The organism is Polaromonas sp. (assembly GCF_030682935.1).
Taxonomy (GTDB): domain Bacteria; phylum Pseudomonadota; class Gammaproteobacteria; order Burkholderiales; family Burkholderiaceae_C; genus Polaromonas.
On record NZ_JAUXNA010000302.1, the window covers coordinates 1 to 11,294 of the forward strand.

At 62.0% G+C, this 11,294-nt stretch carries 11 protein-coding genes; 3 read left to right on the forward strand and 8 right to left on the reverse strand.

Annotated features, from left to right (window positions below; translation table 11 throughout):
- Positions 1-539: peroxidase-related enzyme (locus tag Q8K05_RS13845; protein WP_305247212.1), on the forward strand; the 539-nt coding region annotated here is incomplete at its 5' end.
- A 16-nt stretch (positions 540-555) separates the two neighbouring features.
- Here the strand turns inward: Q8K05_RS13845 and Q8K05_RS13850 are convergent.
- Both Q8K05_RS13850 and Q8K05_RS13855 read right to left on the reverse strand, forming a co-directional pair.
- Complete coding sequence (locus Q8K05_RS13850) at positions 556-2,982, reverse strand: Lon protease family protein (RefSeq protein ID WP_305247213.1); 2,427 nt, start codon at positions 2,980-2,982, stop codon at positions 556-558.
- A gap of 32 nt (positions 2,983-3,014) precedes the next feature.
- Entirely contained in the window at positions 3,015-3,434 is a 420-nt protein-coding gene (locus Q8K05_RS13855) for a thioesterase family protein (protein ID WP_305247214.1), read from the reverse strand.
- Between the two features lie 294 nt (positions 3,435-3,728).
- Between Q8K05_RS13855 and Q8K05_RS13860 the strand changes: the two genes are divergently transcribed.
- Entirely contained in the window at positions 3,729-5,414 is a 1,686-nt protein-coding gene (locus Q8K05_RS13860) for an electron transfer flavoprotein-ubiquinone oxidoreductase (RefSeq protein WP_305247215.1), read from the forward strand.
- A 114-nt stretch (positions 5,415-5,528) separates the two neighbouring features.
- The gene (locus Q8K05_RS13865; RefSeq protein ID WP_305247216.1) at positions 5,529-5,930 is read left to right on the forward strand and encodes a phage holin family protein; all 402 of its coding nucleotides are present in this window, start codon (positions 5,529-5,531) and stop codon (positions 5,928-5,930) included.
- A 307-nt stretch (positions 5,931-6,237) separates the two neighbouring features.
- Here Q8K05_RS13865 and Q8K05_RS13875 read toward each other — a convergent pair whose 3' ends face one another.
- The 6 genes from Q8K05_RS13875 to Q8K05_RS13900 form a co-directional block, all read right to left on the reverse strand.
- The gene (locus Q8K05_RS13875) at positions 6,238-7,152 is read right to left on the reverse strand and encodes an NAD(P)-dependent oxidoreductase (protein WP_305247225.1); all 915 of its coding nucleotides are present in this window, start codon (positions 7,150-7,152) and stop codon (positions 6,238-6,240) included.
- Between the two features lie 28 nt (positions 7,153-7,180).
- Complete coding sequence (gene otnI / locus Q8K05_RS13880) at positions 7,181-7,978, reverse strand: 2-oxo-tetronate isomerase (protein ID WP_305247218.1); 798 nt, start codon at positions 7,976-7,978, stop codon at positions 7,181-7,183.
- A 5-nt stretch (positions 7,979-7,983) separates the two neighbouring features.
- Positions 7,984-8,658, reverse strand: coding sequence for an aldolase (locus Q8K05_RS13885; protein ID WP_305247220.1), 675 nt, complete (start codon positions 8,656-8,658; stop codon positions 7,984-7,986).
- Positions 8,655-9,938, reverse strand: coding sequence for a 3-oxo-tetronate kinase (gene otnK / locus Q8K05_RS13890; protein ID WP_305247221.1), 1,284 nt, complete (start codon positions 9,936-9,938; stop codon positions 8,655-8,657). Before otnK ends, Q8K05_RS13885 begins: the two co-directional genes overlap by 4 nt.
- A complete protein-coding gene (gene ltnD, locus Q8K05_RS13895) occupies positions 9,935-10,825 on the reverse strand; it encodes an L-threonate dehydrogenase (RefSeq protein ID WP_305247222.1) in 891 nt (296 codons plus the stop codon). Before ltnD ends, otnK begins: the two co-directional genes overlap by 4 nt.
- Positions 10,826-10,973: 148 nt before the next feature.
- Positions 10,974-11,294: FCD domain-containing protein (locus tag Q8K05_RS13900; protein ID WP_305247224.1), on the reverse strand; the 321-nt coding region annotated here is incomplete at its 5' end.

Genomic DNA, 11,294 nt, shown 5'->3' on the forward strand with positions numbered 1-11,294 from the left:
AGGCCAAAATACTGGAGGTGCAGGAAAAAGCCGGCTTTGTGCCCAACGTCTTTCTGGCCCTGGCAAGGCGCCCTGCCGAATGGCGCGCCTTCTTTGCCTACCACGACGCCCTCATGCTGAAAGAGGAAAGCGGCAACCCGACCGGCTCCCTGACCAAGGGCGAGCGCGAAATGATCGCGACCACCACCAGCGCCGCCAACCACTGCCTGTACTGCGTGGTGGCGCATGGCGCGATTTTGCGCATTCATGAAAAGAAACCGATGGTGGCCGACCAGGTGGCGGTGAACTACCGCAAGGCCGACATCAGCCCGCGCCAGCGTGCCATGCTCGACTTTGCAATGAAGGTCTGTCTGCAGTCCGACCAGGTCGAGGATGCCGACTTTGCAGCGCTGCACGCCCACGGCTTCAACGATGAGGACGCGTGGGACATTGCGGCCATCACGGCCTTTTTTGGACTGTCCAACCGCATGGCCAGCTTCAGCGGCATGCAGCCCAACCACGAGTTCTACCTGATGGGTCGCGTTCCCAAACAGAAGTAAGCTGCAAAAAACTTCTTCAGCGCGGCTGTCCGGGTTTGCGCCCGGGCTTATGGGGGCCCGACAACTGGCAGGCACGCCGGTAGTCCTGCAGGGTTTTCTGCGCCTGGCCCAGCAGGCTGTCGGGGGGGTAAACACCCGCAGCGTCGAGCGCGCCAAAAGACCTGCCTGTCAGCAACTCCAGGCCATCACTGGCGCGCGCTGCGGTGTAAATATGAAAGCGGCCCTGGCTTACCGCCTGCACCACCTTGCGGTCCAGCATCAAATGGCGACGGTTGCGGTGGGGAATCAATACGCCCTGGTGGCCGTCCAGCCCGACAATCTCGCAGCTTCGGAAATAGCCCTCTATTTTTTCGTTGATGGCGCCGACCGGCATCATTTCGCCATGCTGGTTGACCGCCGCCGTGACGGCGATGCCCTGCCTGAGCGCCATGCCGGACAGCGACGACAGCAGCGCGTAGAGCTCGGCGCAAGACGCTGAATCACCCTCGACGCCGTGGTATTCCTGTTCAAAAACGACAGCCGCATTGAGCGCCAGCGGTGCGATATGGGAAAACAGCGCGGACAGGTAGCTGTGCAGGATGAGCACCCCTTTGTCATGGATGGGGCCGGACAGCTTGACCTCGCGCTCCACGTTGAGCAAGCCTTCATCGCCGGCATAGGTGCGGGCCGTGACGCCGACCGGAAACCCGAACCGGTAGTCGCCCAGGTCAATCACCGTCAGGCCGTTGAGCTGGCCGACCTTGTCGCCCGACAACACCAGCAGCCGTTCCCCGTCGGCAATGGTTTCCTGCTCGCGCTGTTCCGGGTAGTCGTGCCGGTATTTGCGGGCACGCAGGGCCGCCTCGACGTCCTCCAGATCCACCCGCGTGGCGCCACGGGTACGGCAAACCGAGGCACTCTCCATCACCAGGGCCTCGGTGTGCGCAAAGATCGCACTCTGGCGCGCCTGGTCGTCGACTTCGCGGTGGGAGTCCTCCAGCAGGCACGCCACGGCGGCGGCTGAAAAATGGGCAAATCCCATCTTGCGGCAGGTGTGCGCCACAAAAAGGGCCGACGCGCGCCAGGTCTCGCCCGTGGCTGAAAAGCTCTCGGCAAAGTCCACCTTGCAGCGAAACCGCCGCGAAAACTCCGGGTCGCCCTCCTGCACCGCGTAGTACTCCTCCACAGATGCAATCAGGATGATCTTGACATCGACATCCACCGCCTCTGGCGTCAGCGACACGGCGGCAATCGGCGAATACATCGTGCCCGGCTCTTCAATCTGCAGGCGGCCGCTGCGCAAAAAGCGGCGCAGCTTTTCCCAGACCAGTTCATCGGCCAGCAGGTCGCGCAGATGCAGCATCAAAAACCCGCCGTTCGCCTGCAGCAGGCTGCCCGCGCGAATGTACGAAAAATCCGTCACCAGCACATCCTCGTCGGACTGGTGCTCGATGCTGCCAAACAGGGTGCGAAACAGCGGGTTGTCCTCCACCAGCACGGGCGCACCGGCCAGGCCATGGTTGTCCACCACCAGGTTGATGCGGTAACGCGACAGCACCGAATCCAGCGCTTCGAGCCGCAGGTCTTCTTCGGTGTCGCCCACCTGGAACAATTCCACGTTTTCCAGCACATCGTGCAGGACCTCATCCAGGTAGCAGCCCAGCCGGACCAAATCACCGGCTTGTTGCTTGAGTTCTTCGCGGATTTTCTGCAGCGCATGCGCCACCATGGGCTTGACCACCTGGCGGCGCAAGGCCGCGAGCCCCTCGTTCATGACCCGCTCCAGGGCGCGGGTCTTGTCCAGAAATCGGGCAATCTCGGCACGAAGCGCCTGCTCTGCCTCGTCAATTTGGGTGCGCCGCTCCTTGGGTAGCGCCAGCGCCTCGGTTTCGGTCAGGGCCTTGCCTTTGGCGTCCCGCAGGGTAAAGACCAGATGGCCCTCTTCACGAAACAGCGAAAAGCTGCGCGCTTCCGCAAACGCATCAAGCTCTGCGTAAGCCGGCGCCTCTTCGGCCTTGTAGGCTTTTTCAAGACGCTCGCTTTCGGTCCTGAAATCCTGACCCCTCAGAAGTTTGGGGATTTCCGCCTGCAATGTTTTGGTCAGCTGCGTCATGCGCTGGCGCAGCACGCGCCCCTGTCCGGCAGGCAGGCGCAGGGCGAGCGGCCGTTCCGGGGTGTCAAAGTTGTGGAGGTAACACCAGTCCGGCGGCACGGGCCGGCTGGCCGCCAGCGTCTGGGCCAGGTCGCGAAGCAACGTAGACCGCCCGCTACCGACTTCGCCCAGCACAAACAGGTTGTAGTCACGCTGGCCCATCTCCAGCCCAAAACGGGCTGCAATCTGGGCCCGCTGCTGGCCTATCCAGGGCAGCGTTTGCGTCAGCAGCTCGGAGGTGTCTGCAAAACCCAGCGCAGCGGGGTCAATGGTGAGGCGCAGATCGGCGGGGATGACTTCAGTAATGGGCATTTGAAAAACCTCCGGGTCCGCCCATCATGCACTCAACTGACGAGCTGCCGCATCCAGTCGGGCAGCGTTTTTGCCTTTTGCGCCGGAAAGTCCACCCAGATCGTGGTGGCGCCGCCCTCGGCACAAATCACCCCCGGCGCATCGGCGCGCTCCATGGTGGCCCAGCTTTCAAAGGTGGTGCGGCCCGGGTCGCTCACATACATCCTCATCAGCACATCGCCCGGGTACTCCAGCTGCTTGTAGAAGTTGCAAAAGGCATTGACGATCACCGGGCCCTCGCCCAGCGGGTCAGGCTTGCAGCCAATGGCGTACATCCAGTCGATGCGAATGGTTTCGAGGTAACGGAAATAAGTGCCGTTGTTGAGATGGCCCATCGCATCCATGTCGCCCCAGCGGATCGGAATGCGCATCTCATGGACCAGTTTTTTCTTTTCGGGAAGTTCAAATTTCATCGGTTGCCCTGATTCATGGGTAAAAAAAGTGCCGGTGCGACCCGGCCAAAGGCTCAGCGGTGCGCCCTAATCGAGGCCACGATGCCCATCAGCACGTCACCGCCTGCGCGCCAAATCGGGCATGCTTGGTCACAAGCGCGACAAGCCGTGGAAAATTCATACAGACGGCCATTTAGCACTCCTGCTGATTAAAAGTCAGCGACCATTAGCGCGCCGCATTCACAACATAAAATAAAACGCGAGACAGCGCATTGCCCTGACAGTCCTGAAATTCATTATCAGCGAGCCCTCCGAATGAACAACCAAGAAATTCTGGCCCAATTTGGCCCCCGTGAAGCCATGGAATATGACGTGGTCGTGGTCGGCGGAGGCCCCGGCGGTCTGACCGCCGCGATTCGCCTGAAGCAACTGGCAGCCGAAAAAGGCACAGACGTGTCGGTGGTGGTGCTTGAAAAAGGCTCCGAGCCCGGCGCGCATATTTTGTCGGGCGCGGTGATGGACCCCAAGGCCCTGACCGAACTGATTCCCGACTGGAAGGCGCTGGGTGCGCCACTGAACCAGCCCGTGACGGGTGACGAGGTGCTGTTCCTGACCGAAACAGGCGCCGTCAAAACGCCGGCCTTTCTGGTGCCCGACTGTTTTCACAACGACGGCAACTACGTCATCAGCCTGGGCAACGTCACGCGCTGGTTGGCACAGCAGGCCGAGACCCTGGGCGTCGAAATATTTCCCGGCTTTGCAGCGGCCGAAGTGCTGTACAACGAAGACGGCTCGGTCAAGGGGGTGGCCACCGGCAATCTCGGCGTTGGCAAAGACGGCGAGCCGACCGACCACTTCCAGCTCGGCATGGAACTGCACGGCAAATACACCGTGTTTGCCGAAGGCGCGCGCGGCCACCTGGGCCGCCAGCTGATCAGCCGCTTCAAGCTCGACGAAGGTAAAGACCCGCAGGCCTATGCGCTGGGCATCAAGGAACTGTGGGAAATCGACCCCACCAAGCACAAGCCGGGCCTGGTGGTCCACACCGCCGGTTGGCCCATGGACAGCCAGACCTATGGCGGCGGCTTCATGTACCACCTTGAAGACAACAAGGTCACGCTGGGCTTTGTGACCGGGCTGGACTACAGCAACCCCTACCTGAGCCCGTTTGAAGAAATGCAGCGCTGGAAAACGCACCCCAGCATCAAGGCCTACCTGGAAGGCGGCAAGCGCATCAGCTACGGCGCGCGCGCCCTCACGGCAGGCGGCGCGCTGAGCCTGCCCAAAACCGTGTTTCCGGGCGGCGCGCTGATTGGCTGCGAAGCCGGCTACCTGAACGCGGCGCGCATCAAGGGCAGCCACGCAGCCATCAAGACCGGCATGCTGGCCGCCGACGCCGCCTATGCGGCAGTGACCGCTGGGCGCCAGCACGATGAACTGAGCGCCTACCCCGAGGCCTACGCCGGCAGCTGGCTGGCCCAGGAGCTGGACCAGTCGCGCAACTTCAAGGCCTGGTTCAAAAAAGGGCTGTACGTGGGCTCGCTCATGACCGGCATCGAACACTGGCTGCTGCCGCGCATCGGCGTCAAGAGCCCGCCATGGACAATTCACCGCACCCAGGCCGACCACGCGATGCTCAAACCCGCAGCCGAGTGCCAGCCCATCGTCTACCCCAAGCCCGACAACAAGCTCACCTTTGACCGCCTGAGTTCGGTGTTTGTGTCCAACACCAACCACGAAGAGCAGCAGCCCGCGCACCTGACGCTCAAGGACGCCAGCGTGCCTGTCAACATCAACCTGGCCCTTTATGCCGGCCCCGAGAGCCGCTACTGCCCGGCCGGGGTGTATGAATTCGTCAAGAACCCCGACAACACGGACCGGCTGCAGATCAATGCGCAGAACTGCGTGCACTGCAAGACCTGCGACATCAAGGACCCGACGCAGAACATCGTCTGGGTCACGCCTGAAGGCGGTGGCGGGCCGAATTACAGCGGAATGTAATGGAACTGAACGGGTGCTGCGGGCGGGCGCTCCCTGCGCCAAAAGCCGGCAGTCCCAAAACGTACCGAGTCATCGCCTTATTCCCGACCCAACCCACAGAAAAAAACGCCTGACATGCTGGAAAACCTGACGCCCTTTCTTGTGCACTGGGGCATCACCGCGCTGTCGCTCTGGGTGGCCAGTCATATATTCGATGGCCTGAAATTTGACAATGCGTCGTCATTGATCATCTCTGCGCTGCTGCTCGGCTTTGCCAACGCCATCATCAAGCCGCTCCTGATCGTGCTCACCTTGCCGCTGACACTGCTGACCTTCGGTTTGTTTTTGCTGGTGATCAATGCGCTGATGATCTTGCTGGTGGCCTGGCTGGTCAAGGGTTTCAAGGTGTCCAGCTTCTGGACGGCATTTTTTGCCAGCATCTTCATTGCCTTGCTGAGCCTCGTGATCGGCTCTTTCGTCGTCACGGACAATCCGGCCACCACCCTCCAGATGCCGCGCGATGGCCTGTGGCTTTGAGCCCGCCATCCTGGTGAAGCAATCCCGGGCGCAGAAATTTCTGACGGGCCGCCATGCGGGCAAGGGGCAGGGTTTCCCGCTCACACCCCACAGTGGACCTGTTCGAGGTGCTCTGCGCGGCTCTCTATCTGCTCAAGAGTAGCGGTCAGCGGCGCATGCTGACCGGAGGATTCCCGAAGCGAGGCATCGTGCATTCTTATTTCACCCAATGGAGCGAGCCCGACCGGGACGGCTAAAGTGAACCCCAAATTTGAAACAGCAACTCAAGCAGGACACTGTCGCAAAAAATAGTGGCGACTTAACAAACCTATGCTTCTTTCGCGCCATTAAGAATATTGAAGCTGCGCAGCAGATGAGGCACGAACTGCGTTTTCAAACCCAGATTGCCCGCTACGGTGTAAGCATTGTGGACGGCATCGCCGATGAAAGACACAGCCTTGGCTTCTCCGGCCATCCGGGCGTAATAATGCATGTCCTTGTGCGCGTTAGCCAGCGAAAAACGGAACAGCTGATCGTTGCCCTCGATCACATAAGGGCGCAGCCGCTGGAACGCGGTGCTGTTCGCCCCACCGGAGGCGATCACGTCGCACAACACATCAAGGTTCACTCCGGTCTTGCTGGCACACGAAAAAGCTTCGGCCAGAATAGCGGCGTTGCCCAGCACGACGAACTGGTGCAGCAGCTTGGTGGTGTGCCCGGCGCTGACCGCGCCGCAGTAGTAGATGTTCTTCGCAAACAAGTCAAAAACAGGACGAACGTTTTCGAGCACTTCCTTGTCGCCTCCCACCAGCAGGTTGACTGTTCCTTCGTCGGCATCCTTGGGCGTACCGGTCATGGCGGCATCGAGGAACTTGCCGTTCTTTGCTGCAATGGCCTCAGCCACACGCAGTGTGGAGTCGGGCAAGGAAGTAGAGCAGTCCACCACCACGCAGCCCGGCTTCAGCCCCTGGAGGATGCCGTTTTCGGAAAACACGACTTCCTCAACTTGCGGCGAGCCGGTGACGCAGATGATGATCACATCGGCCGTGGCCGCTACCTCGGCGGCGGTCTTCAGGCTCTGTGCACCACGCGCCAGCAGATCAGCGCAGTGCATCTCGTTTTCCTTTGAGCGCAGCAGCAACGCGACCGAGTGGCCCTTGTCCAGCACATGCTTTGCCATGCCCCGGCCCATCATTCCCAAGCCAATAAAGCCTATCTTTTGGCTAGATTCAGAATTCCTCATTACCAATTTCCTCTCAAAAATAAACGCGTCACAGATAAGGCCTGAGCCAGCCCAGCCCGGCTGACGTGCCGCCAGGCTGCATCCCGGCTCGGGGCCGGTACTCACAACCGACCCAACCCGCGTAGCCCAACTCGTCAAGTACGGCGAACAGATAAGGGTAGTTCAGTTCGCCCACATCGGGCTCGTGCCGCTGCGGCACGCCCGCAATCTGAATATGGCCGACATTGCCGGTTGGCAGGTAGTGGCGCAGTTTCATCGCCAGGTCGCCTTCAACGATCTGGCAGTGGTACAGGTCCATCTGCACTTTGAGGTTGGACGCGCCCACGTCTGCGACGACCTTGTGCGCATGGTCCTGGCGGTTCAAGAAGAAACGCGGGATGTCGCGCGTGTTGATCGGTTCGATCAACACATCAACGCCCTGCCTGGATGCCTCCAGAGCGGCCCAGCGCAACTGGCTGACGTAGGTGGGGTGCAGCGTCTCGGGCTCGACGCCCAAGGGCAGTAGTCCGGCCATGACATGAATGCGCGGACAGTCCAGAGCGGCGGCGTAGTCGAGTGCCTTGCCGATACCGGCACGAAACTCGGCTTCGCGTCCGGGCAGGCAGGCCAGGCCGCGCTCGCCACCGTCCCAGTCGCCGGGCGGTGCATTGAACAGCACCTGCTGAAGGCCATGGGCCTTGAGGCGGGCGGCGATTTCGCGGGCTTCAAAAGCGTAGGGAAACAGATACTCTACCGCCTTGAAGCCGTCTTTGGCGGCAGCTTCAAAACGATCAAGAAAATCAAGCTCGGGATAGAGCATGGACAAATTGGCAGCAAATTGAGGCATAAGGTTCACCAGCGGGCGCCGAAGGTTTGGCGCAGTTCATTGATTTGGATTTCGGTCAGGGGCTCGGGCACAGAGGCGCTGAGACTGACCAGGCGGGCGGTTTCTTCAAGCTCTTCGAGTGTGGCCATGGCAGCGGCAGGCGAGTCGTGCCAGACGTTGGGGCCCAGCCGCGCCAGCATGACGGCACGGATCGGCGTGCCAGCTTCACCATAGCGCGAAATAGCCTGCGCCACAAGCTCCGCCGTCTCGGGCGCGCCGGGGCGGTGGTAGGCCATCACCGGTACATGGCCGACCTTCATCACAAAGTAAGGCGTCACGGCGGGCAGCAGTTCCTCACGACCAGGCTGCAATGTCAGCGCCACGCAGTGCGTGCTGTGGGTGTGGATCACACACCGGGTTTTTGAATCAAACTGGCTTGCAGCCCTGTAGATATGGGCGTGAAGCGCTATAGTTTTACTGGCACGATCACCGCTGATTTGCCGGACTTGATCGTCCAGCCGGGCCAGCCGGGCCGGATCGAGAAAGCCCAGGCAGGCATCGGTGGGTGTGATCAGGTAGCCGCCGCCTTCCGAGGCATCGAGCCGTACGCTGATGTTGCCGGCCGTGGCATGCACGTAGCCGCGCTCGAACAGACTGCGGCCGACACGGCAGATTTCTTCGCGGGCTTGTGTCTCGGTCATGCCAGCATTGAAAAAGCTTTGCTGAAGAAATCGTCGGCACCAAAATTGCCAGACTTCAGCGTCAGGTGCAGGCCGCCATCAGGCGCAGCATCGGTTTGCGCATGGCACCAGGGCACACCGGGATCGATTTGCGGGCCTATCTTCATTTGCGTGATGTTCAAGGCCTGCACGCAGGCGCCCGAGGTCTCCCCGCCCGCCACCACCAGCTGGCGCACGCCCAGCGTCACCAGGCCGCGTGCAATGGCGGCCAGGGTACGCTCGACCAGCGCACCGGCCTCCTCCACGCCAAGCTGGCCCTGCACCGACTTGACGGCAGTCGAATCGGCTGTCGAATAAATCAGCACCGGCCCCTGGCCCAGCAGGGGTTCAGCCCAGGCCAGCGCCTGCCGGGCCACATCGACCCCGGCAGCGACCTGCAAGGCATCAATCGCCAGCGCCGGCCGTCCCGCCTGGATGAAGGCCGCGACCTGCCGGTTCGTCGCCAGCGAGCAGCTGCCCGACAGCACCGCCTGCAAGCCGGTGGCGGCGGGCAATGCGCTGGCCATATTGGACGGCGCAATGCCGAAATTGGCAGGCAGGCCAATCGCCACGCCCGAGCCCGCCGTCACCAGCGGCATGCCCTTGAGCGCCGGGCCCAGCCGCAGCAAGTCGTCGTTGGAGATAGCGTCGACGATGGCCAAAGCGACGCCCTGGGCACGCAGCTGGTCGATGCGCGCGCGAATCGCGGCCTCGCCCTGGGCTACCGTTTTATAGTCAATCAGGCCCACCTTGCGGCGACATTGCGCCTGCAGCACGCGCACCAGGTTGGCGTCCGTCATGGGCGTGAGCGGGTGGTTCTGCATGCCGCTTTCATTGAGCAATACGTCGCCGACGAACAGATGGCCCTTGAAGACCGTGCGCTGGTTGTCGGGGAAAGCGGGCGTGGCGATGGTGAAGTCAGCCCCCGTCAGATCCGCCAGCGCCTCCATCAGCGCCTCGGCCACCGGGCCGATATTGCCTTGTGCCGTGCTGTCAAAGGTGGAGCAGTACTTGAAATAGATTTGCTGCGCGCCCTGCGCCTGCAGCCATCGCAGCGCGTCCAGCGACTGGGCAATCGCGTCATCCACAGGCAAGGTGCGCGACTTGAGGGCGACCACCACGGCATCGGCATCGGTGCCCTGCGGCTGGTCGGGCACACCCATCGCCTGCACCACGCGCATGCCGGCGCGCACCAGGTTGTTGGCCAGATCCGTTGCGCCGGTGAAGTCGTCGGCAATGCAGCCCAACAATAGTTTTTTCATGGCTTCTTGGGCAACTCAATGCCGGGAAATATCTTGATGACCGCGCTATCGTCCTCGCGGGCAAAGCCTGCGGTGGACGCCTGCATGAACATCTGGTGCGCGGTGCTGGACAGCGGCAGCGGAAACTTGCTGGCGCGGGCCATGTCCAGCACCAGCCCCAGGTCCTTCACAAAAATGTCCACGGCCGACAGCGGCGTGTAGTCGGCCGCCAGCACATGGGCCATGCGGTTCTCGAACATCCAGCTGTTGCCCGCACTGTGGGTGATGACCTCATACAAGGCCGCCGGGTCCACGCCTTCGCGCAGGCCCAGTGCCATCGCCTCGGCCGCAGCGGCAATGTGCACGCCGGCCAGCAGCTGGTTGATGATTTTTACCTTGCTGCCTGCGCCGGCCTGGTCGCCCAGCCGGTAGACCTTGGCCGCCATCGCATCGAGCAGCGAGCCGACCACCGCGTAGGCCTCGGGCCGTCCGGACGTCATCATGGTCATTTCGCCGCTGCTGGCCTTGGCCGCGCCCCCGGAAATCGGGGCGTCGATGTAGAGGATGCCCAGCGCGGCCAGCCGCGCCTCCAGCGCCATCGACCAGTTCGGGTCGACGGTCGAGCACATCACAAACACGCTGCCCGGCTTCATCGCAGCGGCGCAGCCACCCTCGCCAAACAGCACGCTCTCGGTCTGCGCGGCATTGACGACCACTGACACAATCACATCGCACCGCGCAGCCAGTTCGGCGGGCGATGCGCAGGCCACGCCGCCCTCGGCGGCAAAGGCTTGCCCAGCCTCGGCGCGAACATCGAAAACATGCACATTGCAACCATGGCGGCGCAATGAACGCGCCATGCCACTGCCCATGGCTCCCAGTCCGATCACACCTGCGGTTGATGTCATTTGTTGGCTACTTTCAATTGAGATTCAGTCTAAGGGCACAGTGCCCGTATCCATATTTTATAGGGTTATCGTACAAATCCGAAGCACACCCGACACCCGGGTTTACCCGGCATCTCACACGTGGGCGTGCGTTTCATGGACAAGGACCTCAACGTTTCAGAGGCAGGCCCGAGACGAGTGGGCGCGCCAGTTGCACCCCCGCCTGCTGCCAGAATGCCGAGTCAGCCTGCTCGATGCGTTTGATGGCGTTGTTCATATGGCGCGCGGCCGCCTTGCGTGCCGCGGCCGCGTCGCCGGCTTCAATGGCGCGCAAAATCTTGTCGTGCTCGTCGCGCACCTGCCGTGCGAAGTCGGCTCTGCGCGCTTCATTGGCGCGCGTGACGCGGGTGGCGCCGCGCAGGAACTGGCGCAGGTATTCCAGCGTGCCAATAAGAAAAGGATTGCGCGCAGCCTCCGCAATGGCACGGTG

Bases quoted from the DNA above. Each gene is read 5' to 3' on its own strand.
- Q8K05_RS13850 (WP_305247213.1), bottom strand. From the start codon at position 2,982: ATGCCCATTACTGAAGTCATCCCCGCCGATCTGCGCCTCACCATTGAC.
- Q8K05_RS13855 (WP_305247214.1), bottom strand. From the start codon at position 3,434: ATGAAATTTGAACTTCCCGAAAAGAAAAAACTGGTCCATGAGATGCGC.
- Q8K05_RS13860 (WP_305247215.1), top strand. From the start codon at position 3,729: ATGAACAACCAAGAAATTCTGGCCCAATTTGGCCCCCGTGAAGCCATG.
- Q8K05_RS13865 (WP_305247216.1), top strand. From the start codon at position 5,529: ATGCTGGAAAACCTGACGCCCTTTCTTGTGCACTGGGGCATCACCGCG.
- Q8K05_RS13875 (WP_305247225.1), bottom strand. From the start codon at position 7,152: ATGAGGAATTCTGAATCTAGCCAAAAGATAGGCTTTATTGGCTTGGGA.
- otnI (WP_305247218.1), bottom strand. From the start codon at position 7,978: ATGCCTCAATTTGCTGCCAATTTGTCCATGCTCTATCCCGAGCTTGAT.
- Q8K05_RS13885 (WP_305247220.1), bottom strand. From the start codon at position 8,658: ATGACCGAGACACAAGCCCGCGAAGAAATCTGCCGTGTCGGCCGCAGT.
- otnK (WP_305247221.1), bottom strand. From the start codon at position 9,938: ATGAAAAAACTATTGTTGGGCTGCATTGCCGACGACTTCACCGGCGCA.
- ltnD (WP_305247222.1), bottom strand. From the start codon at position 10,825: ATGACATCAACCGCAGGTGTGATCGGACTGGGAGCCATGGGCAGTGGC.